Origin of the sequence: Paraburkholderia sp. RL17-347-BIC-D, assembly GCF_046027915.1 — a bacterium.
GTDB lineage: Bacteria > Pseudomonadota > Gammaproteobacteria > Burkholderiales > Burkholderiaceae > Paraburkholderia.
In genome coordinates this window covers 1-24,024 of record NZ_JARESS010000050.1, presented here as the reverse complement: position 1 = coordinate 24,024, position 24,024 = coordinate 1, and the positions used below count along the sequence as shown (strand labels likewise).

19 protein-coding genes are annotated in these 24,024 nt (G+C 61.6%); 9 read left to right on the top strand and 10 right to left on the bottom strand.

The genetic code is table 11. The features are described 5' to 3' along the window. The first annotated feature begins 25 nt into the window (after positions 1-25). A complete protein-coding gene (locus tag P0D96_RS38625) occupies positions 26-556 on the top strand; it encodes a hypothetical protein (RefSeq protein ID WP_408319067.1) in 531 nt (176 codons plus the stop codon). Positions 557-1,229: 673 nt separating this feature from the next. Here P0D96_RS38625 and P0D96_RS38620 read toward each other — a convergent pair. Together P0D96_RS38620 and gltA are read right to left on the bottom strand one after the other, a co-directional pair. Continuing rightward, positions 1,230-3,503, bottom strand: a complete 2,274-nt coding sequence (locus P0D96_RS38620; protein ID WP_408181756.1) for an amylo-alpha-1,6-glucosidase — start codon at positions 3,501-3,503, stop codon at positions 1,230-1,232. Between the two features lie 226 nt (positions 3,504-3,729). Beyond that, positions 3,730-5,028 (bottom strand): citrate synthase, encoded by a 1,299-nt coding sequence (gene gltA / locus P0D96_RS38615; RefSeq protein ID WP_132377428.1) that lies wholly within the window; start codon positions 5,026-5,028, stop codon positions 3,730-3,732. A gap of 434 nt (positions 5,029-5,462) precedes the next feature. On the opposite strand from gltA, the gene P0D96_RS38610 reads away from it, so the two are divergent. Beyond that, complete coding sequence (locus P0D96_RS38610) at positions 5,463-5,864, top strand: hypothetical protein (protein ID WP_132377429.1); 402 nt, start codon at positions 5,463-5,465, stop codon at positions 5,862-5,864. 131 nt (positions 5,865-5,995) lie between these two features. On the opposite strand, the gene P0D96_RS38605 is transcribed toward P0D96_RS38610, so the two are convergent. The 3 genes from P0D96_RS38605 to P0D96_RS38595 form a co-directional block, all read right to left on the bottom strand. After that, complete coding sequence (locus P0D96_RS38605) at positions 5,996-6,784, bottom strand: alpha/beta fold hydrolase (RefSeq protein ID WP_408319102.1); 789 nt, start codon at positions 6,782-6,784, stop codon at positions 5,996-5,998. Between the two features lie 261 nt (positions 6,785-7,045). Next, entirely contained in the window at positions 7,046-8,098 is a 1,053-nt protein-coding gene (locus P0D96_RS38600; protein ID WP_408319065.1) for a rod shape-determining protein, read from the bottom strand. A 191-nt stretch (positions 8,099-8,289) separates the two neighbouring features. Beyond that, positions 8,290-8,949, bottom strand: coding sequence for an alpha/beta hydrolase (locus P0D96_RS38595; protein ID WP_408319064.1), 660 nt, complete (start codon positions 8,947-8,949; stop codon positions 8,290-8,292). A 279-nt stretch (positions 8,950-9,228) separates the two neighbouring features. On the opposite strand from P0D96_RS38595, the gene P0D96_RS38590 reads away from it, so the two are divergent. Beyond that, positions 9,229-10,806, top strand: coding sequence for a DHA2 family efflux MFS transporter permease subunit (locus P0D96_RS38590; RefSeq protein WP_408319063.1), 1,578 nt, complete (start codon positions 9,229-9,231; stop codon positions 10,804-10,806). Between the two features lie 22 nt (positions 10,807-10,828). Here the strand turns inward: P0D96_RS38590 and P0D96_RS38585 are convergent, their stop codons facing one another. Further along, on the bottom strand, positions 10,829-11,581 hold the full coding sequence (locus tag P0D96_RS38585) for an AraC family transcriptional regulator (protein ID WP_408291871.1): 753 nt from the start codon (positions 11,579-11,581) through the stop codon (positions 10,829-10,831). A gap of 187 nt (positions 11,582-11,768) precedes the next feature. Between P0D96_RS38585 and P0D96_RS38580 the strand changes: the two genes are divergently transcribed. Beyond that, positions 11,769-12,683: a glutaminase gene (locus tag P0D96_RS38580; protein WP_408319061.1), complete on the top strand. Its 915-nt coding sequence runs from the start codon at positions 11,769-11,771 to the stop codon at positions 12,681-12,683. Positions 12,684-12,825: 142 nt separating this feature from the next. Here the strand turns inward: P0D96_RS38580 and P0D96_RS38575 are convergent, their stop codons facing one another. The 4 genes from P0D96_RS38575 to P0D96_RS38560 all read right to left on the bottom strand — a co-directional run bounded on the left by P0D96_RS38575 (position 12,826) and on the right by P0D96_RS38560 (position 16,445). Beyond that, the gene (locus P0D96_RS38575) at positions 12,826-13,281 is read right to left on the bottom strand and encodes a universal stress protein (protein ID WP_408181747.1); all 456 of its coding nucleotides are present in this window, start codon (positions 13,279-13,281) and stop codon (positions 12,826-12,828) included. A 434-nt stretch (positions 13,282-13,715) separates the two neighbouring features. Further along, positions 13,716-13,967 carry a GlsB/YeaQ/YmgE family stress response membrane protein gene (locus P0D96_RS38570; protein WP_132377436.1) on the bottom strand — a complete coding sequence of 84 codons (252 nt, stop codon included), beginning with the start codon at positions 13,965-13,967 and terminating at the stop codon, positions 13,716-13,718. 663 nt (positions 13,968-14,630) lie between these two features. Beyond that, positions 14,631-15,002: a ligand-binding protein SH3 gene (locus P0D96_RS38565; RefSeq protein WP_408319059.1), complete on the bottom strand. Its 372-nt coding sequence runs from the start codon at positions 15,000-15,002 to the stop codon at positions 14,631-14,633. Positions 15,003-15,020: 18 nt separating this feature from the next. Beyond that, positions 15,021-16,445, bottom strand: coding sequence for a UbiA family prenyltransferase (locus tag P0D96_RS38560; protein ID WP_408181746.1), 1,425 nt, complete (start codon positions 16,443-16,445; stop codon positions 15,021-15,023). Between the two features lie 287 nt (positions 16,446-16,732). Here P0D96_RS38560 and P0D96_RS38555 point away from each other — a divergent pair, with 287 nt between their 5' ends. The 5 genes from P0D96_RS38555 (at position 16,733) to P0D96_RS38535 (ending at position 23,605) form a co-directional block, all read left to right on the top strand. Next, positions 16,733-17,929: a hypothetical protein gene (locus P0D96_RS38555; RefSeq protein ID WP_408319057.1), complete on the top strand. Its 1,197-nt coding sequence runs from the start codon at positions 16,733-16,735 to the stop codon at positions 17,927-17,929. A 607-nt stretch (positions 17,930-18,536) separates the two neighbouring features. After that, on the top strand, positions 18,537-19,685 hold the full coding sequence (locus P0D96_RS38550) for an acyltransferase family protein (protein ID WP_408291860.1): 1,149 nt from the start codon (positions 18,537-18,539) through the stop codon (positions 19,683-19,685). Positions 19,686-19,787: 102 nt separating this feature from the next. Further along, positions 19,788-19,973, top strand: coding sequence for a LysR substrate-binding domain-containing protein (locus P0D96_RS38545; protein WP_408181742.1), 186 nt, complete (start codon positions 19,788-19,790; stop codon positions 19,971-19,973). A gap of 882 nt (positions 19,974-20,855) precedes the next feature. Continuing rightward, positions 20,856-21,266 carry a hypothetical protein gene (locus tag P0D96_RS38540; RefSeq protein WP_408319055.1) on the top strand — a complete coding sequence of 137 codons (411 nt, stop codon included), beginning with the start codon at positions 20,856-20,858 and terminating at the stop codon, positions 21,264-21,266. Next, on the top strand, positions 21,263-23,605 hold the full coding sequence (locus tag P0D96_RS38535) for a S53 family peptidase (RefSeq protein WP_408319053.1): 2,343 nt from the start codon (positions 21,263-21,265) through the stop codon (positions 23,603-23,605). Before P0D96_RS38540 ends, P0D96_RS38535 begins: the two co-directional genes overlap by 4 nt. Positions 23,606-24,024: the final 419 nt, after the last annotated feature.

The following is a 24,024-nucleotide window of genomic DNA, read 5'->3' as shown; positions in this document are numbered from 1 at the left end:
TTAAGCTCGCTGAACTGATGACAAGATGGGAATCGCGCGCAAGGGACTCAATAACCGCCACAAAGTTTACGCAGCAAATCAAAACGGGCTTCGACTGTTAGCCCCGGCAATTCTTTTTCTCAAGGCGCTCTTCAAGCCGAACGCCACCGTTTTTCAATACCTTTTTAGACCGTCCGGACTCGATATGCTCCTTGCTCCAGTGTCGACACGCGGCTCAGTATCAGTTGCGCTGATTCCTAGTCGTCTTCGGCAACACGTGCCAATCGCTCATCGCGGATTGGCTCGCCTGCAATGGCTGTATTGCTTTCCATCCGCCCGAATGGCGTACGACTCGGTATATGCGCACGCTGCCTGTGGAACCATTGGACTTACCCTGCCGAACATCGAGGCAAGCGTCTCCGTCAAGGGACTGTTGCCTGGAGAAACGCTGATGGTCTCATCGCGACGGTTAACTCGTTCCGCCCCTTGGAAGCGCCTTTTGAGTGGGCTGGACTTCAGCCACATGAATTTGCTCTGTCCGGACGCGGTCCGTCAACGCACCTCAACCCCGTTCTGACAAACCCGAACATTGTCGAGGGGCTCGACGGGTGGAAACTGTCCGATATCGAATGGTCCTTGCTTGAACCCTTATTTCCGCCCGGCCCGCGACTGGTTACGGGCGACCGTGCGCGCCACTACATTGGAGCCATTATTATGAAACTTGGAACCGGGATGGGCTGGTCGGCTGTGAACGCAGAATGTGGAACAACCTCCGCGGTAAGTTCGTTTTACCAATCATGCCGTCGGTCTAGAAAATGGCCAATCGTCGAAGCAACAATTGTGAAGACGCGAAAGCCCAAAACCCTTCCGACAGAAAGTGCGTTCGCCCGGGTGACTTAATGCATCAACGTCGCACGTCGCGCTTTCGCTGCTCCCAAAAAAGGACCGTCCATTTGGACGGTCCTTTTTTGTGTCGCTATATAAAAACACAACGATGGTGACACGGGTACGCAGACTGCTCAAGTCTGCTCTCCGCGAGTCAATTCACACACCGTGCAGGGCCAAGTTTGATTGCAAATCCCGGGACAACAATCGTTTACCACCCGCAGATGTGGCTCGATTCGGGCTAGGCCACATTGATTTGCAAATCGACTTCCGTGAATTTTTTACAATTCCAACCCAATCGATAACTTACACCACCGATTTGGGCCAACTTTCGTTTTCGAGCCACCAGTGCTCTCGACGCTTGTTTAAAGAAGCGCGACCACTCGCACGTCGCCCTGCTCCGCCGAGGCGACGACCTTGTCGCCGATGCGGCGGAACGTGATCGACACCGAGGCGTCGCCTACCCGCAAATCGCCCACTTCGAGCCAGTCGATGCCTTCGGGCAGCATCGGCTGTTCGATCAGCACTTCGCGCCGCTCGGCGTCGATCGTGATGCCAAGGCACGCTTCGAGCATCATGAACGGCGAACCCGCTGCCCACGCCTGCGGCAGACAGGCGACCGGATAGGCGGTGGGCGGCTCGCCGCGCCGCCGTGGGAAGCCGCAGAAGAGTTCGGGCAGGCGCATGTCGAAATTGACCGCTGCCTGAAACAGCGCCTGCAAGAGCCGCACGGCCGCCGCCTTGCCGCCGTAACGAGACAGGCCGCGCGCGCAGAGCGCGTTGTCGTGCGGCCAAACCGAGCCGTTGTGATACGCCATGGGGTTGAAACGCGACTGGCTCGCGGCCAGCGTGCGCACGCCCCAGCCGGTGTGGAACAGCGTGGATTCGAGCGCGCGCACCACCGATTCGCCGCGCTCGCGTGAAGGCAAACCGAAGGCCAGCAAGTGACCGGCGTTCGACGCCATCACGCGACACAATTCGCCGTGGCCGTCGAGCGCGATGCCGTAGAAGCCGGCCTCTTTCATCCAGTACTTTTCTTCGACGCACTGACGGATTTTCTTCGCCCGCTCGCTGTATTGAGCCGCCGAGTCGTGCAAGCCGCGCAGCTTCGCAAAGTGGGCCATGGTGTCGAAGGCGGCGCTCGCATAGGCCTGCACTTCGACGAGCGCAATCGGGCCGTCCGGGAAGCGGCCGTCGGCGTGAAAGACGGAATCGTGGCTGTCCTTCCAGCCTTGATTCGCCAGACCGCCGTCAGATTCGCGCTGATAGTCCAGCAGGCCAAAGCGATTCTTGTCGCACACGCCCGCGACCCACTGCGCCGCGCGCTCGAGCGCCGGCCACAATTCGTCGATCAACGCGAGGTCGGCCGTGCGCGCTGCATAGGCGCCCGCCAGCACGATGAACAACGGCGTGGTGTCGACGCCGCCGTAATAGAGCGCGAACGGCACTTCGCCGGTGGCGGCCATTTCGCCTTTGCGCATCTCATGCATGATCTTGCCGGGCGCGGCGTCGCGAAACGGCGAGTTCTCACGCGCCTGATGTTCGGCGAGAAAGCGCAGCACGCCCGCGGCCAACTGCGGCTGCAGCCACAGCGTCTGCAGCGACGTGATGACGGCGTCGCGGCCGAACGGCGTGGAGAACCACGGAATGCCGGCGTACGGATACGGGCCGGTCACGAGGTCCGTGGTCAGCAGGCCAAGATCGGCGAGCGAGCGGTCGATCCATGCATTGAAAAGCGGATTGCTGGAACGCACGCGCGCGGTGGCGCGGCGGCGCTCGCGCATCACGAGGTGAGCGTCGACGAGCGCGGCACGCACGGCAGCGCGGCCGACACGCGGGCGCTCAGCGTCGATCTGCGACAGGTGCGCTTCGCTCAACGCATGCGTGGGCTGCGAGACACCGGCGCTGGGTTTGTCCGACTGCGCGACGACCTGCACCGACACCGACAGATAGATCGACACACACGCCTGGGCCGGCAGCTTGACGGTGTAGTCGGCGCGGTCGGCGAAAAGTTTGTCCGGTTCCGGCGAGAAAGCAATCTGCACATTGCGCGCCACGTCATCGAGGCCCACATAGCCGAGCAGCACTTCCCGATTCTCGACGCGCGCCGGTTCGACACGGCCCTGCTTGTCGCGCTTCAGGCCGCGCACTTCAAACATGTCGCGGAAGTCGCTGGCGAACGAGATGGACAGCGGCACCACGGCGTCGCTCGTGCCGTAGTTGGTGAGTTCGATGGCTTCGTTGAGCACGGTGCCCGACAGCACCCGCACGCGCTCGACGTGGATCACGCCTTCGGGCGTGCTGTCGCCGCCGAGCGGCGGCAACGGACGGTTGGTCAGATGCGCGGTGAACGACGTGTTGTCGCTGCTGACGCTGCCCGATAGCAGCGACGGCGCGCGGCCGCCGAAGGTGAGGCGCAGTTGCGAGAGAACACGTGTGTCGTTGACGAACAGGCCGTCGTCGTGGCCGGTGATATCGCCGAGCGGATCGTTGACGATGAAGGTGTCGCCCGACTTCAGCACGTGCTGAGTGGCGCTGGCGACATTGAGGTTTTCTGTCGGGATGAATACGCCGTCCGGCTCGGGTTCGCGGTGATCGATTCCGCCCGAAAGGCCGCCGAGGGCTTCTGGCTGCTGCATCAGGGTCACTCCTATGGGTTCGCTGCTGCGTTCACGCTTTTGCGTCCGGTCTACATCCGGTTGCTACCTGAGTCGCTTCCGATTGTAGAGGGTCTGTCCGCGTCAGACGAACTTATCACAGAGGAGTTTCGGTTTTTTTTCAGTGGCACAGGACGTGCAGAGGGATGGCGCGGCGCTCCTCGTGAGAGCGCCGCGCGGGCGTCGGGCGGGTGGCCGCCGCGACGCTTTAGCGCTTGGCCAGCGGCGCGGCTTCGCGTTGCGATTCGCCGACGAAAAGCTGACGCGGACGACCGATCTTCTGTTCCGGATCGGCGATCATTTCGTTCCACTGCGCAATCCAGCCGACCGTGCGTGCCATCGCGAAGATACACGTGAACATGGCCGTCGGAATGCCCAGCGCGCGCTGCACGATACCCGAGTAGAAGTCGACGTTCGGGTACAGCTTGCGCGACACGAAGTAGTCATCTTCCAGCGCAATTTTTTCGAGCGCCATGGCGAGCTTGAACAGCGGGTCGTCGTGCAGGCCCAGCTCTTCCAGCACTTCGTGGCAGGTTTCGCGCATCAGCTTCGCACGCGGATCGTAGTTCTTGTAGACGCGGTGGCCGAAGCCCATCAGCTTTACGCCGGAATCCTTGTCCTTCACCTTCGCGATGAACTCGGGGATGTTGTCGACCGACCCGATTTCTTCCAGCATGTTCAGCGCCGCTTCATTCGCGCCGCCATGCGCCGGGCCCCACAGACACGCGATACCTGCTGCGATACACGCGAACGGATTCGCACCCGACGAACCGGCGAGACGCACGGTCGAGGTCGATGCATTCTGCTCGTGGTCCGCATGCAGGATCAGGATACGGTCCAGTGCGCGCACCAGCACGTCGTTGACCTTGTACTCTTCGGCCGGGTTCGCGAACATCATGCGCATGAAATTCGCGCTGTACGACAGGTCGTTCTTCGGAAAAACGAACGGCTGACCCACGGTGTACTTGTACGCCATGGCCACCAGCGTCGGCAGCTTCGCGATCATGCGGATCGCGGAGATTTCACGGTGCAGCGGGTTATTGATGTCGAGCGAGTCGTGATAGAACGCAGACAGCGCGCCGACAGCGGCAACCAGAATCGCCATCGGGTGCGCGTCACGACGGAAGCCGCGGAAGAAGAAGTGCATCTGGTCGTGCACCATCGTATGCTGCGTGACGGTCTTGACGAACTCTTCCTTCTGCTTCGCATCCGGCAATTCGCCCTTCAGCAGCAGGTAGCAGGTTTCGAGGAAGTCGGCATTCTGCGCCAGATTGTCGATCGGGTAACCGCGGTACAGCAGCTCGCCTTTGTCGCCGTCGATATAGGTGATTTCGGAGTTGCATGCCGCCGTGGACATGAAACCCGGGTCATACGTGAACTTGCCGGTCTGGCCATACAGCTTGCGGATATCGATCACATCCGGTCCGAGCGTGCCCTGATAAATCGGCAGATCAATGGTTTGGTCGCTGTCGGAAAAGCTCAGCGTTGCGTGTGTCTTCGAGTTCATCTACACGTTCCTTTTACTTTCACATCGCACACGTGCCGGCATGCTCGATCGTCAAAGGCGCTTTGGCATGCTCAGGCTCCGCTTGGCATTTTAAGGTCCAGCGGCCCTCGAATTGCGACGATTGACCGCAACAATGCATCTCGGCTGGCGCAACATTCGTTGCCGGCGTTTCCTCTTACAAGGCTTGACGTCGCCGGGAAACCCGCAACGGCGCGGCGCGAGCAAACCGGCTGCGCGGCGCCTGCACACGCTGCCAGCTAAATGAAAGTTGAGCGCTTATTGCAACAATGTTTTGCGGCAGTCAGGCTGCGGAGGCGCGGGTGCATCTGCGATACTGCACTCGTGTTTTGCTTCCCCTGCGAACACATCGCTGTGTTTGGCCCGCCGTTCTACGGCGGGCCTTTTTAATCAGCCAAAAGAACAGGAACGACCACATGAACGCCTCGCTCGAAACGCTGTTTCCGGATCACGTCCACACCGACGAGAACATCGTCACCGCGCTGAATCACCAGGACATCGTCGTCGCGCTGTCGGCGGCGCTGAAGACGCAGGACGTGGCGGTGTTGCATATGCTCTACCCGCGCACCGACGCGCGCACGCATCGCAGCCTCGATACGCTCGTCAACGTGTTGCACGGTCACGGCCTGCATGAAGTCGCGGATCTGATCGCGCAGGAAGCGCACTATCTGCTGTTCAAAGATCCCGTGAAAGCGTGGAAAGCCTTCCACGAAATTCGCAACGACTCACTCGCGATCGGCGTGCATCTCTACTATCACGGGCTTGTGGGCGAAGCGGCGGAACGCGCGCTCGATAAAGACGCGCATCGCAAGGCATGAGGTCGAGCGTTTGATGCGTCGCCGGGGTCGAGCCAGCCTGCGGATCATCGCCGCGAGCGCGAGCCACCCGGCACGGCGTCGTCGTGCATTCATTGCACGTTTATTACGAGCTCATTGCGCTCATGGGTCGTTCACTTGTCGCTCACTGAACGAATGAATTCGTCGACGTAGCGATTGAACGCCGACGGATGCGCGAGATTCATTCCGTGCGACGCGCCGCGCACCGTTTCGCGGCGCGCATCCGGCAGCCAGTTTTGCAGCGCTGCCGCGGTACGGCGAAACATGTCGGGACTCTTTTCGCCGTCGATCAGCAGCACCGGGCAGCGCACCTCGGCGGCCTCCTCGGGAACATAGGCGGGCAGCGGATCGCGGAATTGACGCGCGAGCGTGTGCGCATTATCGGTCGCCATCCGGCGAAAACCCGGCGTGCTCATCGCCCAGAAACCGGGCCGGCTGACGGAGTCGACGAACAGTTGCAAGCCGGCCTCCACTTCACCGCTTTCGATCAGTTGCGCCGCTTTCGCGCGCAACGCATTGACCGTCTCAGGCATTCGCGCGGGCGGGCGTCCGGCAATCTGCAACGGACCGCCCGGGTCGGCTAGCGTCAACGTCCGTACATGCTCAGGATGGCGTCGCGCGAAATGAAACGCCACACAACCGCCGCGCGAATGTCCGACCACGTGCGCCGGTCCTGTGCCTAAACGCTCGATGAACTCCGCCACTTCGTTTCCATGCGCGCTCCAGCTGAACGGCAGGCCGGGCTCGGTATCGACCGCCGGCCAGTAGTGCGTGAGACTCACCGCGATACAGCGGTAGTGCTTCGACAGGCCCGCAAGTTGCGGTTGCCAGTAGCGGTAGTCGCACAGCGAACCATGCACGAACAACAGCGGTTCGCCCTCACCGGCTTCCACGTACGGCATGCGCAAACCGCTTCGCAGTTCGATGAAAGATGACGAAGCAGACGAAGCGGTAACTGATTGAGTCACGAGTGGTTCACGGACAGCGCGGCAACGCCGGAGTGCGGCGCTGTCGGCTCGGAATGGAATGGGGAGCGAAAGTGCGTCCCTGAGATTGGGACGCGAAGCGTATTGTCACACAGCCGGTCGATCAGCGTGGCAGCCCGGTCCAGCGGCCGGACGCGAGCCTCACGAAGGCAGCAGCGCGGCAAGCCCTGCGCGAAATCATTCGTACGCGAATTCGTCCAGCAGACCGGCGGTGGCCGCCGTGCCCGCGCCGCGCACCGCGCAGGTCAGCGGTTCATCGGCGACGCGCACGTCGAGGCCGATCTCGTTCGTCAAGCGGCGGCTCAGGTTGCCGAGCAGCGCACCGCCGCCCGTCAGCACGATGCCGTTGTTGGCGATGTCGGTCGCCAGTTCGGCCGGTGCCTCTTCGAGCCCGCGTTTCACCGCGCCGATCATCTGACGCAGCGGCCCCTCGATCGCATCGGCGATATCGTGGTTGCTCAGTTGAACCGTGCGCGGCAAGCCGTCGTCGAGGCTGCGGCCGGTCGCGTTCATATGCTCGCGCGGCACGTCGCGCACGGCCGAGCCGATGCTCTTCTTGACGTGCTCAGCGGTCTGTTCGCCGAGCAGCACGCCGTACAGATTGCGCACGTAGCTCACGATCGCCATGTCGAAGCTGTCGCCGCCCACGCGGATCGAGCCGCTATACGCCATGCCGCCGAGCGCGATCACGCCGACTTCCGTCGTGCCGCCGCCGATATCGACCACCATCGAACCGGTCGCCTCGGACACCGGCAAGCCCGCGCCGACTGCCGACGCGAGCGATTCGCCGATCAGGCTCACCTTCCATGCGCCGGCCGCCACGGCCGCTTCCTTGATCGCGCGACGCTCGACCTGGGTCGCGCCGGCCGGCACACACAAGGTGAACGCGGCGCGGCGGCTGAACAGCGGCCGCAGGCGCGCCATGTCGACGAATTGCCGGATCATGTGCTCGGCGGCGGAGAAGTTGGCGATCACGCCGTGGCGCATCGGCCGCACGGTTTCGAGGTTGCACGGCGCGCGGCCCAGAAGCTGGCGCGCCTGGGTGCCTACGGCGGCGACGCGTTTCGGCCGGTCGGCGGCCTCTTTCTGGAAACACACGACGGACGGCTGGTTCAGCACGATACCGCCGTCGTCGGTATAGATCAGGGTGTTGGCCGTGCCGAGGTCCACCGTCACGGAATGACGGAACAAGCGATCGAACAGCGGGTAATGCGGCGTCGGTCTGGCCATAGGAAGGCTCTGATGTGTCGTTATCCGCCCGTACCGGGCAGTCTGGAAAATGCGCCCCCGGTCACCCGAGCCGCATGGGCCGCCCTGTTGGGCGTTCCGCGGTCCGCGCGGCGGGGGTGATTCTCATGCTATGAGCAGTTAACGGCAAGCAGATCAGAAAACTTTAGGGCCGCTTTTCAGGCACGACCGTGTCAGTCGCGCGACAAAGCGCCCAGCGCGTGTTCCAGCGCCTCCTGGCCGAGCGCGACGCCGTCGGCGTTAATCGTGTGACCAATGCCTGGAAGCGCATAGGCGTCGACGGTATAGCCGGCGTTGCTGAACGCGTCGGCGGCGTATTCGAGTTCCTGCACCGGGATCACTTCGTCGTCTTCGCCGTGGATCAGCGTGAGCGCCGTGCCGTTCTGCGCGACGATCACGGAGGCGAGCCGCCCCGAATATGCGACCACGCCGGCCGCGCCTTCCGCGCTGGTCGCCACATGGTGCATCGCCATGATCGAGCCTTGCGAGAAACCAATCAGCGCAAGGCGCCCGAAAGATACCCGCCAGTGCGCAAGCTCGGCTTCGAGCATGCGCCGCAACGCCGGATAGGCCGCGGCGACACGGGCCTCGCGATTGCCTTCGTTGACGTCGCGCAGGCTGAACCATTGACGTCCGCCGAAGCCGCCGTCGAAGGCGTCGGTGCCGTCGAGCGAAGTGAAGGCCACATCGGGCAGGCTCTCGCTCCAGATGTCCGCAAGCGGCATCAGGTCGCGCGCATTGCTGCCGACGCCGTGCATCAGCACCACCAAGCCTTTGGCAGGCGCGGTCGCCGGCGCGCGTCGCCAGCCGTGTTCGAATTGCTCCCAGGCCATATTCGTTCCTTCTATTTGTCGATTCGTGGATGGTCGTTCCGCACGCGCTGTGCCAGGCGTGACGAGGGATCGCGCCGTGCGGCCGTGTGCAGCCTCAGCCGCGAGCATACGCTGCCGGATTTGTTTTCGCCGCCGCCTTTGCGCGCGCCGATGACGTCCAAACGTGAATACAGGTATGCTTTTGCGAGCATTCAGCGGACCTGCGGCCCGACGCATCGCGCGGGCACGAAATACAACTCCCCCGCAGCATGTCCGCGGCACACCGATCCGGAGAACCGTTTGAGCCAGTCCACTTCCGCGCCTGCCTCGGCGCCGCCTGCACCACCGCCGCCGCTGAAGGGCGGCCAACTGGTGCTGGCCACGATCGCCGTCGCGCTCGCCACCTTCATGAACGTGCTCGACACGTCGATCGCGAACGTTGCGATCCCAACCATTTCGGGCAATCTCGGCGTCTCGGTCGATGAAGGCACGTGGGTCATCACCGTGTTCGCCGCGGCCAATGCCGTGTCGATTCCGCTCACCGGCTGGCTCACGCAACGCATCGGCCAGGTGAAGCTGTTCGTCGGCGCGATCCTGATGTTCGTGCTGGCGTCGTGGTTGTGCGGCATTGCGCCGACGCTGCCGATCCTGCTGCTCGCGCGGATCTTCCAGGGCGCCGTGGCCGGCCCGCTGATCCCGCTGTCGCAAGCCATTCTGCTCGGCTCGTATCCGAAGGAGAAATCCTCGACCGCGCTCGCCCTATGGGCAATGACCGCGACCGTCGGCCCGATTGCGGGCCCGGCGCTCGGCGGCTGGATCACGGATAGTTATAGCTGGTCGTGGATCTTCTACATCAACATTCCGGTCGGCATTTTCGCGGCCGGCGTCACCTGGATGATCTACCGCACCCGCGAGTCGCCGACCCGCAAGCCGCCCATCGACATGGTCGGGCTGGGCCTCCTGATCACGTGGGTCGCCTCGCTGCAGATCATGCTCGACAAGGGCAAGGACCTCGACTGGTTTTCGTCGCCGGTGATCGTGATTCTCGGCATTACCGCGCTCGTCAGTTTCGCGTTCTTCCTCGTGTGGGAATTGACCGAGGAAAATCCGATCGTAGATTTGCGGCTTTTTCAGCAGCGCAACTTTCTCGGCGGCACCATTGCGATTTCGGTCGCGTACGGCGTGTTCTTCGGCAACCTCGTGCTGCTGCCGCAATGGATGCAGGAGTATCTGAACTACCGTTCCGTCGATGCCGGTCTCGTGACCGCGCCGCTCGGTGTGTTCGCGGTGCTGCTCGCGCCGGTGATGGGCCGCGTGCTGCCGCGCTCGGATGCGCGTGTGATCGCCACACTGGCGTTCATCGGCTTTGCGATCGTGTTTTATATGCGCTCGAAGTACGTGATCGAGATCGACACCTGGCATCTGGTGATACCCACGCTGCTGCAAGGCATTCCAATGGCGTTGTTCTTCGTGCCGCTGACTTCGATCATCCTGTCCGGCCAGCCGTCGAGCAAGATTCCAGCGGCGGCGGGTCTGTCGAATTTCGCTCGCGTATTTTGCGGCGCGGTGGGCACGTCGATCGCCGGCAACGAGTGGAACAACCGCACGGTGCTGCATCACGAACGGCTTACCGAGCAGGCCTCCATCAACAACCCGGTGTTCAATCAGCAGATGGATTCGACCCAGTCGCTGCTGCATCTGAATCCGCAATCCGCCCATGCGTTGTTCGATTTCACCGTGAACACGCAGGCGGCGATGATGGGCCTGAACGATATCTTCTTCGTCTCCGCGGTCATCTTTATTCTGATCATTCCGTTGATCTGGATTACGCGGCCGAGCAAGGGCGGTGGCGGCCCGGATGCGGCGGGCGCGCATTGAGGGCGATGCCGATGGCCATGCGTCAGCGGAAATAACGTGCGGGCGTGTCGCCGAACGCGTCCCGGAACACGGCGATAAACGACGACACGTCGCTGTAGCCCACCTCGAGCGCCACCTGCGTGACGCTCGCGCCCGCGCCAAGGTGTTCCAGCGCGACCAGCAGGCGAAGCTGCTGGCGCCACTGGCCGAACGTTTGCCCCGTTTCCTTGACGAACAGGCGCGCCGCCGTGCGGGCCGTCACGCCGGCGGCCGCGGCCAGCTCTTCGAGTACCGCGGCGTCGGCCGGGTTAGCGCTCAACCCGTCGGCGATCCGTTCGGCACGCGGATCGCGCGGCCAGTTCAACCCCAACGGCGCAGTGCGCAGAGTCGGCAGACGGTCCAGCAGCACTTGCACGAGACGCGCGGCGGGTTCGTCGAACGGTTGGTCGCGCGGCAGATCAGCCGCGGCGATCAGCAACGCTGCCACCAAGGGGTCGGGCACGACGGCGCAGCTGTGCGGTGGGAGCGGCGCGGCGTCCATGCCGACATAGAGCGCATGAAACTCGACAGGACCGGCGGCGGACAAGCGGTGCAGCAGACCCGCGGGCATCCAGACCGCGTGGCCTGGCGGCACGACCCAGCGCTCGGTCTCGGTGCGCACGATCAGCACCCCGGCGCTCACGTGGATCAGCCGCGCGCGACGATAGGCGCCCAACGGTTCGTCCAGCGTCTCGTACCGCTCCCCGATCACGAAGACCGGTTGCTCGACGCCGTCTGGATCAAAAGTCTCCATCATGGAGTCCGTTTTGCCCGATTGTTGCCAGAAAGACAGCAAGATTAGCATAGCCGCTCGGGGACGCTCGGGGACGCTCGCCGAACGCCGCCCGAACCTGGACGCGACGCACGGCGACCTGCGCGATGTGCGGCGGGAACAACTCGTTCCGGCTTGCCAGTAGAATCGCGGCTCCAACGGTCCGAGCCCCATGAACTACGCATCCGTCCTCGAACAGATCCACGGCGATCTGCAGCCTTATCTGGGCACCGGCAAAGTTGCCGATTACATTCCCGAACTCGCCAGAGTGCCCGCCGATAGTTTCGGCATGGCGATCGTCACGGCATCGGGCGAGGTCTTCCGTACCGGCGACGCCGACACGCGCTTTTCCATTCAGAGCATTTCGAAGCTGTTCGCCTGCACGATGGCCTTCCGCCTGCTCGGCGACGCGTTGTGGCAGCGCGTAGGACGCGAACCGTCGGGCACCGCCTTCAATTCGCTGGTTCAGCTCGAGGCCGAACAGGGCAAGCCGCGCAATCCGTTCATCAACGCGGGCGCGCTGGTCGTCACCGACGTGCTGTGCCGCCGTTTCGTGCAAGCCGAGACGGCGCTGGTCGAATTCATGCGCCGGCTGACGGGCGAAACGAGCATCGACTACGATTCGCGCGTCGCGCAATCGGAGTTGCAGAACGCCCACCGCAATCGCGCGATGGCGCATTTCATGGCGAGCTTCGGCAACATGGAGATGCCACCGGAGGTGGTGGTCGATGCTTACTGCCGGCAATGCGCGATCTCGATGAGTTGCGTCGAGCTGGCGACGGCGGCGCTGTTTCTGACCAATCACGGGGTGGTGCCGGCCACCGGCGAGCGGATTCTCGACACGAGTTCAGCCAAGCGTCTTTCCGCGCTGATGCTGACCTGCGGCACCTATGACGCGGCGGGCGATTTCGTCTACCGTGTCGGCTTGCCGGCGAAAAGCGGCGTGGGCGGCGGGATCGTCGCCGTGCTGCCCGGCGAGATGGCGGTGTGCGTGTGGTCGCCGGGGCTGGATAGCAATGGCAATTCGCTTGTCGGCGCCCGGGCATTGGAACGGCTGACCACGCTTACCGGGCAGTCGATTTTTTGATAACGCTCGCGCAGACGCCCCAAAAAGTTAATTTACGCTGAGCGCAAGCGTGACCGACGCCGGTTGTTCCTCTGGCAGGAGTCGCCCCACAAGCGCCACTCGCAGCTCTCTAAAGCGGCTACCACCTGACCAGGGTCTGAGGTTAGCCCTTGTCGCGGGTTTCGATCAGTACCGGACAGCTCGACCGGTCGATGACTTCTCCGCTGGTCGACGGGTTGGCCCAGCGGCGTAGCCGTGACAAATGGTGATGTCCCATCACAATGACCTCCGCTGTCAGCAGCCGGGCTTGTTCGATGACGACGTCGGCCGGATTTCCCGCGCAGAAGTGCTGTTCCACCGTGAGATTCCGGTCGGCAAGCTGTGCGGCTGCGGCAGCCAGGACGGATCGTGCGAAAGATGTCTGCGCCTGTGCTGGCGGATAGGTCAGGCCATCGGGCGCGACACCGTTTTCGGAACCGGGAGGCAACGCGTAGGATGGGTCGACAACGCATAGAAGGTGTACGGTTGCCGTACCTGGCACCGCCACGCGGCTGGCCAGGTCGACGACGTAGACACTCTGGGCTGAGCCGTCCAGCGGAACGAGGAGAATATTGAACATGGTGGGAGATACCCTTCGAAGATCGGATTGACGCGCAGGCTGGCATCGCCGCCAGGAAGCGCGTCGGGCCAGTAGTTGCCGGGATCCTCAAACTGGTTCAGCCAACGGTAGAACTCTTGCAAGACGCGGGTCTTCCCAAGGCGAGGCTGCGCGACAAGCGCGACCACCTGCGGCTGCGCACCAAGCGCGTCATGCCGCGCCTGGAGCAGCACGGAAAGCCCGTTCTCCCGGCCCACGAACTACATAAAAGGCACTCGCCATCTGGCGAAGACGCAACTTGCACATTGCAGAATGTGCGAAAGCCCTGTCAAGTACACGATCGAGTGAACCGGAAAACCTGTGCGCGCCGCCGGTTGATGCCGAATGGCTGAATGTGGCCAGGATACTGGCCTACCCAAACGGCATGCTTCGCCCGATTCTCGCGAGCGCGCAGATTAACGCCGCCGGCGCACCAGTCCGTAAATGACCAGCAGGACGATCGCGCCAATGACCGACGCGACCCAGCCCGCCGCCTGGCCTGGTTGATACCAGCCCAGCCCACGCCCGACATAGCCCGCAATCAGTGAGCCCGCAATGCCGAGGATGATGGTCAAAATGAGGCCCATGCTGTCGTCTCCGGGCTTAAGCGCCCGCGCAATCAATCCGACGACCAGCCCTACGATCACCGTACCAATGAAGGAAAGCATGACGACCTCGCAAGAGTGTGAGTGCTACGGTTTCTTTTAATGCTGGCTACTTACTGTTTCACTGCGATGCTTTTCGGGAGCATACGCGCTAGATGCGGTAGTCGGCCGCCATATGCTCGTCGGTTCGCACATCGAGCACCAGTTGCTCCCGAACGTTCGTCGCCGCCCAGTTGATCCACGAAAGCGTCGTCGCGACAAATTTCGACCATCGCCCCCTCGGTCATTCGACTGACAGGACGCCACCGAACGCTACCGGTTCGATAGCGGTCCTTTTGACGCCCAATATACAAGAGCATTTTATGCCCGTCTCTGCAATCGTCTGCAGTGTCAGAGCATCCCGTTCGCGCGGGAGATAAACAGCACGGCCCACACGTCGTGCGGCCTCGCGCTATTTGCCCATCGCCGCCTTTCCAGCCTCACAGGGCTTGCAAGGCCCCCACCATCCGAACGTGTCGTCTGGCACCCGATCTCAATGCGCGGCGCCCACTTCGGCCCGTCAGAACAGCCATTCTCAACGGCGGCTTTCGGGTGGCGGATTCAACCGGTGCAAAGCGGTTGCTTTCTCCCCGCGGCAGCAGGCGGGTTCGTTGCAACCTGTGATCCGCCCCATCGTCAGTTCGCCAAGTTATGCGGCGCATCTAATGGGCCAGCCGCAAGGCACTCTCACGGCCGAACCGCTGCTGCCGCCGGTAGATACAGCAGCAGGACGCTGGCGAGCAGGAGCGCCGCGCCCGCCAAGGTACGCAGCGATACCGCCTCGCCGGCAAAAAAGCCGAACAACAGGATTTCCAGGATCGTCACCGCGACCATCAATGGATAGGCAACGCTGAGTTCAACGCGCCTTAGTGCCAGCGCATAAAACAGGAATCCAGCTCCATACGCACCAATCGCCGCCATCCGCAAAAGCAAGGGTCGGCTAGCAAACCCTGCTATCAATACGTCTCCTTGAGCAACGACTATTTTCCCGGCCACACGCAACAAAATACTGGCCATCGCGCTAAAAGTACCGCTCAGCAAAAGAAATAAAATGGACATAGGAACGAAGGGAACCAGTCAGATAGCGACAATAACTGTCGCGATGCAAAGGCCGATGACCAGCATGCTCAGCCGGTCCTTGATTGCAAACACGATTGGATCGTCGTGCATCTGGCCGCGGAATGCAAGCATCCAGACTCGGCTGATCCAGTACAACAAAAGGCCGAACAAGAACCAGAGGGCGTGTTGATGATGATACAGGATGCTGATTTCGGAAGAGTTCATGTAGAGTGCAAGAACCAGCACGGCAAGGTATCCGGACGCGGTACCGAATGAACGCAGGATCCCCAGGTCTTGAGTGATATAACCGCGCCCTGCTACCGCGCATTCGCCGTCTCGCAACAAGAGTGCATCGAGTTCCGTGTAACGCTTGACCATCGCAAGGCTCAGGAAGATAAGTACTGAAAACATGATCAACCAATGCGAAAGCGGAATGTCGTCGGCCGCGCCGCCAGCGGCAATACGTACGGTGTACAACGCAGCGAGCGTAAAGACGTCGACGAGCATCATGCGCTTGAGCGCGAACGAATAAGCCACGGTCGCGACGAGATAACACGCCAGCACCAGGCCGAATTCAGAAGGCAGCAAAACCGTCAGCGCGGCGCTTGCCGCGAGCAGCGCAAGCGTCAGAAAAATACCGAAGGTCAGTGATAGCTGGCCCGACGCGAACGGCCGGTTGCGCTTGCGCATGTGACGCCGGTCGGCATCGAGATCGAGCATGTCGTTCAGCAAATACACGGATGACGCGCAAAAGCTGAAAGACAAAAAGGCGATGCCTTCGGCGAAGATGGAATTGACATCGGTGAAGCGATGCGACGCCAGTAGCGGCACGAAGATCAGCAGATTCTTGACCCACTGATGAACCCGCATTTCCTTGATGACGAGGCGCACGAAGGAACGTTTCCGCTCGAAGAAAAGGGTCGTATTGTTGACCTTCTGCGCCGCGGCAGCGATATGACGGCTTCCCACGACAATCGCCCTGCGTGCCTGCTTCCAGACGGCGACATCGGCGAGCGCATTGCCGCAGTAATCGAAGCCACCCACACCGAATTCCGCCGATAGCGCGCCCGCCTTGTTTTTGCCGGACAGATTACGCGCCTCGTTACTCGCCATGACACCTTTGAAAAAGCCGAAGTGGGTGGCGACTTGTTCCGCGAATCGTTGGTTCGATGCAGTGCAAAGGTACAGGTCGCGCCCGTTCGACTGTTCCTCGCGCAAGAACTCGACAAACCTCGGGTCGTACGGAAGCACCGACACATCGATTGCCACGCGCGAAGCAATCTGTGCTTTCAGATTCGCCTTCCCTCGCAGTAACCACACGATGCAGTAGAACACATAGAGAGGATTCCTCTTAAAAAGAACAAGAAAAGACTCAACAAGAAGATCGGTGCACGTTAGCGTCCCGTCGAGGTCGACACACAGGGGAATGCTTGCATCAGACATGTTTTGCCTCGGACTGTCGTCGTTAGTTTTACTTGTATGCCGACGCAACGAACTGTCGGCCTATGAACAGCCTGCTTGGGGTGATTTGCATGCGATGGTACGCGGCGTATCGTATCGATCCGTGCGATAGGCCACCTTCATCGCCCCGAAAACCGGGGAACATTCAGCCAGCGCATTTCTTTTGCTCGACGTATTCCTGTGCGCACACGCGGCTACATGCGGCGACTGCGGTAGGGAAAGATATCTGGCGCCTTGCCAGCAATCCCATCTTCTTGGAGGAAGTCCTGATGAACGAACCACTTTCCCGTCCGGGCATTCGCTGGCTTTTTCTCGCTTTCATCTATTTCGTGATGGCTTCCGCGTCGTTCAGCGGCTTCTTCACAAAGTGGCAGTTTCGCGAGGACATGCCAGTTCTGTTTGCGACCAACGCGTCGCTGCCTGCGATGGTCGACGGAACCGCCGAGCGCCCGTATGTATACCGACAACTATTGCCGCTCATTGCCAACAGCATTGAGCGCGCGTTGCCGATCAGCGTCCGTGATCACGCCACCGCCGTACTGTTCGACAAAAAGCGCAACTATCATCCCATTGCAGAGTTCTACCCAAATGCCGTCGACGCCCGCAACCCCCAATACGCCCTACGCTATTACCTGATCTATGCCATGTCGTTCGCGTCGCTGCTGCTGGCGATGTTCGCCCTGCGCGCGGTATGCATCGACATGCAGCCCAACCGGGTTGCCGCCACGCTGGCGCCGATCGCCTTTGCAGCGATCCTGCCGCTTATCCTCACCGTTGGCGGCTATTTTTATGATCCGCCGGAGCTTCTGTTCATGGCGATAGCGGTCTGGTTCTCAATGCGAGGGCGGGTGTTATGGCTCATCGCGATTACCGCACTGGCGACGTTGAACAAGGAGTCTTTTTTCTTTTTCATCCTCACGTTGTTCCCGTTCTTGCGCACACGGTTTTCGGTTAAAGCAACGTTGGCGGTCCAGTGTGTGTTGCTGGTCGTTGCAGGGGCGGTCAACGTGGTGATCAAGCTGAAGTACGCGCACAACGGCGGCGGCGTCGTGACATACCACCTGATGGAGAATCTCGTTTTCCTTATCCATCCGTCGAGTTACATAGGCTTCGAATACAACTACGGCATTCCAATGACCAAGGGCTTCAATGTGATCAATATCGTTTTGGTCGCGGCGCTCGTGCGCACCGCGTGGGGCAAACTTTTGCCGGCCGTGCGACAGCATTTGAAGATTGCCCTGCTGGTCAATGTGCCGTTATTCCTGGCGTTTTGCTATCCTGGAGAATTGCGCAACTTCAGTATGTTGAACGTCGGGTTCGTAATCACTATCTGCGTCAGCATTGCTGCGTATCTGGACCGGAGTTATCGAGCACTACCTGCAGCCGCGGTGCCCGTGGGCGCAGCCCCCGAAAGCACGGTGCCTGCAGTCGCGGAGTCTGTAAGCGCGCGCACAGCGGTGCCGTGATGCTTTAACCCAACCGTTTAATCCGTTGGTCGCGGGTTTTAGTCCCGTATGGACCGAGATGATCTAGCTCCCAGTGCATCGGGAGCCTTTTCATTCGTGCCGCGAGTGGTGTGCCGACCGGCATGGAGGAGTCTGCAGCCTCAATGCACTTTGCTTGCCTCAGTCACCCACTAATCAAATTGGGGCTTGTCGGTCGTGACCCTCCCATCGGCGAACTTCGTGATTAGCGTCGTCGACCCACAAAAGTCAATCATGCCTCTCCGGCCAATGTCTCCGAGACGGCGCAAACGAGACACTCGCTATACACCACCCAATGTCAAACGCAAGGATAGAACCGCGGCGTTGAGCGACGACGGCAGCGGTTTGTTTTGTCGCACCTATTTGCCAGCGGATTGCCACCTCGTAAAACCGGTCGAACGCGAGAGAGACAGTCAGCGACTTTTTCAACCGCATCCGTAGCGCCCTTCCGCATCGCCACCTGAATCGCCCTTCAGCACACACGCATTTCGACGCAACCAGGGAAGTGCATTAATTTCGCCATTGTTTTCGATTTTTTTCGTGTCTAGCGGAGGCAGAATCGTCACAGACAGAATATGGGGGAGACAGAATGGCAACCACATCGAATCCGTTAGCGTCTGCAAATCTGAAGAAGTCGCCCAAGTTAGATGCCATCCGATTCCTCGCGGCCGTCTGGGTCCTGATGTACCACTTTCGACCGCCCGAATTTAAAGAGCTGATACCACATCGGCTAGCCTTTCTGGGCAACGCATTGTGGTCGGGGTCAACAGCGCTGTTTGCCGGCCCCGCCGCCGTCATCGTTTTCTTTGTCATTTCCGGCTATTGCATCCACAACGCATATCAGAGGGACGTCTCTCTCAAACCGATCAACTATTACGGGTCCAGATTCGTCCGCATCGGGTTGCCACTGGTCATCCTGCTATGCCTCGTCCAGCCTCTACCCACCGGACAAAACTATCTCGAGTCCGTGCTTTGGTCGCTCTACTGCGAGATGGTGTATTACGCCGTGTACCCACTCTTGCGCGCGCGCTTCCGATACATCGGCGAAATGATTGTTGGCAGCGCGATTGTGGCTGGCGCGATGGTGGCGGTGGTTCGCCTCGTTGGGCACCCGGCATGTCACGGATGCGTGTACGAGACTTACGGAGTTCCCGGTACAGCTTTGCTGTATGCCGCCGGATGGATTTCCGGTTGCCTGATCGCGGAAACGCAGCGCGACACGACGCAGTTCAACGTTCGCGGCGCCTATTCGCCGTTCACCATGATCATCAGTCGCGGCCTTGATCTGAGCACCCGGTTCCTGGCGCGCCACCTCGTGGCGCTAAGGGTGACCGTTGTTATGGCAGGCGCGGCCATCATGATTCTGCTATCCGGGTCGAATCTCAAACCGGCATTCGTGCCGATTGTCACGCCGGACATCACGCTTCCGCTTTTTCAGTTCCTCGCGGCAATCTGGATCGCGACGGAGACAGCCACGCCCTCCGAGGCAAGCGTATGGACCAAACTCGCTGCTTTAGGCGCATGGTCCTATAGCCTCTATCTTTGTCACAAGATGGCGCTTGCACTTCTGGAAATGACTCAATTTGACAGTACTTCCCGATTCGCATGGTTCGTGCAGGTGGCACTGGCGTTTGTCATCAGCTATGCGTTTTATCGGATGATCGAGAGGCCTTCTCATCTGGTTTCGCAGCGACTACGCAAATACACATCGGATGCCCCGCCTGCGCCCGCTGCGTGACGAGGTGATCAGCGTCCGGTGGAACCATATGGATCGTGCGGATCGAAGGGAATCTGCAAACCAACAGCAGTGAGGTCATGCGGGCGTCGGTCCTCGCGGGATATGGGTATCGGATATTTCCCGTCCTGGCTGTTCGACGACGAACTGGCAAGTGGCCAGGTACAGCAGATATTGCCGGACTGGGAAACCATCCCGATACCGATCCATGTGGTCAGCCCGCTGGAGCGCCCGCATTCGGCCACGGTGAAGGCGTTCGCCGAACATATCGGAAAGGCGATGGCTCGTTAGCTGAAAGACGATGCTTCTTCGCGCGGAAGCGACTTTTTGAATTTTCCCATGAATGAGCGGCGCCTGTGAGTTCACTTACGGACGGTCGCGAGTCGATGTGCTATGGCGGAAACTGGCCGACTGTACGCATTCAGCTCTCAGCACCTTAAGCCGCGGGTCGGAACGATTCGCCCGGGCAAGTGGCCGCTTTGTGGCGTCATAGCTCAAGGGGGAGCAACCGGCCACAACCTGCCGTTCACATGCACCGGCGGTCGGACGTTCAAGCGTCGGCTACACCTCGTAACCGGCCGTCGAATCGTAAATGACCAACGCTCGTCATCGGCCATTGCGGACGTTCGGCCGTCGGCGGTGGTGAGGTGGCATTAGGCTACTTCTCTGCCGTTCGGAGAAAATGATCAGGCGACTGTACGCCATCGGCCTGGTGTGGACCAATCGGCGTTTTCCGATCGGTCCCGGACCTCCGCGAAAGGACATGCACCGCGCGAGACGCCCGTGTACTCGGCGCGCACGCTCGATGCGGTTGCCGCGCACACGCAAGCCGCCGGATGAGCACTGCGCGGTATGCCGCGCGAGAAGTCAGCGGCATCAATCCGCCGCGCGGGATCGAACGATCGTGTTTAGTGATGCGCCGCACGGCCCTTCTTTTTTAAGGACAATCCCTACTATCCAGACGTGGAAGCGGGGCGTCGTAGGGGCCGAAAATGTGGCCCCGTTTTCGCGCGCTGCATGCGATATTCCCGTCGCATAAAAAATGGTAAGGTCCTCTCACCGTCTGTCCGGCAACTAACCCGCGAATGGCCATCAAGCTTGCTCGCGCGGTGCCGACAGGCCAATCATCGCTTTGTGCGCCCAAACCCTGTATCCAATCTGACGCGAACAACGATGATCCAGCTCAATCGGATTGCTATTGGCCTTGTTGAAACCGACGAGCACGCTCAATTCTCTGATTATGTCGCGAGGCCGGCAGCCCGTTCTATTTCATTAGGTAAACGTAACGCGTGGGCAGGCTTGAATCGCTTACGTGGCATCGTCACGGCAATCTGCGCCGCCTGCGCGCTGGTGTCCGGATTAGGCGCATGCAGCTCGCAAGCGCAGACATCGCGCGTTTCACCTTCTGCCCAGCCACCTGCAAGCGTCAGACTCTGGTGCGCCGAACCGCCCGGCTATTACCCGTCCGTACAGACCTGTTCGAGCGGCTGGCAGCGACGCGTGCCCGATCTGCCCGCCTCCGCGGTTTCTCCACCCGTGCTGGTAATTCCGGTCCAGCCTCCCGAAGAAGGACGATCGAAATGAAAACTATCCGACCGGTTCTGTGCACGCTCGCGCGTGCCACCCTTGTGACCGCAGCGCTCGCGCCGCTACTGCTGGCGGGATGCGGCGGCGGCAGTGACGACTCGACAGCGTCGAGCGGCACGAGCTCCGTGAAGCTCGCCGACACCTCGTCAGCCACGAGTTCGGTGTCGTTGTCGCCGCTGTCGAGCACGGTGGCGAGCACGCTGGTGAGGCCTGCGTTCTACACGGCCCCGGTGGTGTTGAACGCGCCTTCCGACATCGACAGCGCGGCGCCTTTCGCGTCGGCCAATCAGCCTCCTGCCGCGCAAGCGTCGACGTCGACAATGGCGGTCGTGTCGCTTGCGCAGCTGACGCCGCAAACGATTGCTCGGTACGCCACGAAAACTGCGCGGGCGGCGTCGAATTCAACGCAGGTGACGACGTATACGCCGGCGCAAATTCGCGCGGCCTATCAGCTACCGCCGCTGCCGTCGTCGTGGAGCAATCTGAGCGCGAGCGAGGCCGCGCAAATGGGCGCCGGCCAGACGATTTACGTGATCGATGCGATGAGCGATCCGAACATCGTCAAGGAACTCGCGGCGTTCGACCAGAAATTCGGCTTGCCGGGCTGCACGACGACCACCATCGCGCCGAACGCGTCGCTGCCGCTCGCGGCCCCTGACAGCAACGCGTGCCAGTTCTCGGTCGTGCACTCGACGACCAGCGGCGCGATGACGTCGAACGCGCCGTCGTACGACTCGGGCTGGGCCACCGAAATCGCGCTCGACGTGCAGTGGGTCCACGCTACCGCGCCGCTCGCGCGCATCGTGCTGATCCAGGCGCCGGATGCGTCGACCGGCAGCATGACCGCGGCGGTCAACCTCGCGAACGCGATGGGGCCCGGCGTCGTGTCGATGAGCTTCGGCGCCCCCGAAGGCTCGTGGACCGGCTCCCTCGACTCGGCGTTCAAGCACGCGAACATGACCTACGTGGCCGCTACCGGCGATAACGGCACCGGCGTCGAATGGCCGTCCGTGTCGCCGAACGTGCTGGCCGTCGGCGGCACCCGTCTGAGTTACGACGGCACCGCCAAGAACGAAACGGTGTGGTCAGGTACCGGCGGCGGCATCAGTCAGTACACCTCGGTACCGGCATATCAGAACACGTCGGTGCCTAGCCTCGGCACGCTGACGAAGCGATCGGTTGGAGACGTGTCGTTCAACGCGGATCCGTTCAGCGGTCAGTACGTCGCGGTCATCACGCCCGTCGCGGCCGCGCCGAGCTGGTACAGCGTCGGCGGCACCAGTCTGTCGACCCCGCAATGGGCCGGCATCGTCGCCGTCGCCAATGCACAGCGGGCGCGCAACAGTCTCGGCGCACTCGGCCTCGCGCAGACGCAGCTGTACGGTACCGTCTCGACCGACGCGGGTCTGTACGCGACTGCGTTTTACGACGTCACTTCGGGCAACGACGGTTACTGCTCGAGCTGCTCGGCCCATACCGGCTACGATCAGCCGTCGGGTCTCGGTACACCGGTGGTCGGCAGCCTGCTGTCGACGCTCGGCGTGTCCAAGGCGCCGCCGCCGGTCGTGTCGGCCGCGACGGTCAAGGGTACGGCGGGCAGCGCACTGTCGTTCACGGTGGCGGCCAGCTCGTCGGACCCGCTCAGTTGGTCGCTCGTGAATGCACCGCAGGGCATGAGCATAGATAGCTCCGGTCAGGTGACATGGGCGCAGCCGATCGCCGGCACTTACAAGGTGACCGTGACCGCGAAGGATACGGTCACCGGCTCGACGGGCAGCGCGAGTGCGAACGTGACCGTCGTCGCGGCATCGAGGCCGGTCGTGCAGGCAGCGACGATCGTGGGCCAGGCGAAACAGCCGCTCAGCTATCAGGTCGACGTCAGTGCGGCCGATCCGGTCAGGTTCTCGCTCAGCGGCGCGCCTTCGGGCATGTCGATCAGCAGCGCCGGCGTGATCAGCTGGAGAACGCCTGCGAAGGGCACGTATAGCGTCAGCGTCAAGGCGACCGACACCAGCAACGGCCAGTCTGGTTCGGCGACGATGAGCGTGCGGATCTCGTCCGTGGCAACGGGCCCCGCGATCTCGGCTGCGCCGATCAGCGGTGTTGAGGGCCGCGCGGTCAGCGGCGTGATCGGTATCGAGGACCCAGGCGCGGACAACGTGAAGGTCGACATCAAGGGCGCGCCGTCCGGCATGGTGTTCATCGAGAGCGGGCCGGGCTTCGTTGCCAAATGGCGGCACCCGGTCGCCGGAACCTACACGCTAACGCTGACCGCGGTCGATTCGGCGGGGCTTAGCTCGCAGGCAAATCTGGTGATGACGATCGGCACGCGCTGAGCCGACTCGTCGCGCTGCCGCAACGTCGCTGCCGGCGACGTTGCGGCGCGCAGTTGGTGAAAGCGGGGCTTGGGAGTGAGAAGGCAGCGAGTCTGTGGGTCAGCATCGCGGCCGCGCCGATCGGTCCACACCAGGCCGATGACGTACAGTCGCCTGATCATTCTCAGAACGGCAGAGAAGTAGCCTGGAGCCACCTCACCACCGCCGACAGCCGAACCTCCGCAATGGCCGACCACCTGTCGGCGACGATATCCCTGCAGAGGGCTTTGTCAAGTTGAGGTAGATAGTTTGGCTATCGCGAGAAGATATGGTTTCCTTATTAATTTTCCTGAGAAGCTTTCACACCCGTCCATTCCTGCCATGCGAGCAGACGCGCCTTCAGTTCGGTGCGATGGCATGCGGCGTTCATCCGGTGCCGC

Coding starts and splice junctions, on each gene's coding strand:
- P0D96_RS38570 (WP_132377436.1), bottom strand. CDS start 13,967: ATGCTTTCCTTCATTGGTACGGTGATCGTAGGGCTGGTCGTCGGATTG.
- P0D96_RS38605 (WP_408319102.1), bottom strand. CDS start 6,784: ATGCCGTACGTGGAAGCCGGTGAGGGCGAACCGCTGTTGTTCGTGCAT.
- P0D96_RS38565 (WP_408319059.1), bottom strand. CDS start 15,002: ATGTCCATTTTATTTCTTTTGCTGAGCGGTACTTTTAGCGCGATGGCC.
- P0D96_RS38595 (WP_408319064.1), bottom strand. CDS start 8,949: ATGGCCTGGGAGCAATTCGAACACGGCTGGCGACGCGCGCCGGCGACC.
- P0D96_RS38545 (WP_408181742.1), top strand. CDS start 19,788: ATGGGTATCGGATATTTCCCGTCCTGGCTGTTCGACGACGAACTGGCA.
- P0D96_RS38620 (WP_408181756.1), bottom strand. CDS start 3,503: ATGCAGCAGCCAGAAGCCCTCGGCGGCCTTTCGGGCGGAATCGATCAC.
- P0D96_RS38580 (WP_408319061.1), top strand. CDS start 11,769: ATGAACTACGCATCCGTCCTCGAACAGATCCACGGCGATCTGCAGCCT.
- P0D96_RS38575 (WP_408181747.1), bottom strand. CDS start 13,281: ATGTTCAATATTCTCCTCGTTCCGCTGGACGGCTCAGCCCAGAGTGTC.
- P0D96_RS38540 (WP_408319055.1), top strand. CDS start 20,856: ATGATCCAGCTCAATCGGATTGCTATTGGCCTTGTTGAAACCGACGAG.
- P0D96_RS38600 (WP_408319065.1), bottom strand. CDS start 8,098: ATGGCCAGACCGACGCCGCATTACCCGCTGTTCGATCGCTTGTTCCGT.
- gltA (WP_132377428.1), bottom strand. CDS start 5,028: ATGAACTCGAAGACACACGCAACGCTGAGCTTTTCCGACAGCGACCAA.
- P0D96_RS38560 (WP_408181746.1), bottom strand. CDS start 16,445: ATGTCTGATGCAAGCATTCCCCTGTGTGTCGACCTCGACGGGACGCTA.
- P0D96_RS38610 (WP_132377429.1), top strand. CDS start 5,463: ATGAACGCCTCGCTCGAAACGCTGTTTCCGGATCACGTCCACACCGAC.
- P0D96_RS38535 (WP_408319053.1), top strand. CDS start 21,263: ATGAAAACTATCCGACCGGTTCTGTGCACGCTCGCGCGTGCCACCCTT.
- P0D96_RS38550 (WP_408291860.1), top strand. CDS start 18,537: ATGGCAACCACATCGAATCCGTTAGCGTCTGCAAATCTGAAGAAGTCG.
- P0D96_RS38625 (WP_408319067.1), top strand. CDS start 26: ATGGGAATCGCGCGCAAGGGACTCAATAACCGCCACAAAGTTTACGCA.
- P0D96_RS38585 (WP_408291871.1), bottom strand. CDS start 11,581: ATGATGGAGACTTTTGATCCAGACGGCGTCGAGCAACCGGTCTTCGTG.
- P0D96_RS38555 (WP_408319057.1), top strand. CDS start 16,733: ATGAACGAACCACTTTCCCGTCCGGGCATTCGCTGGCTTTTTCTCGCT.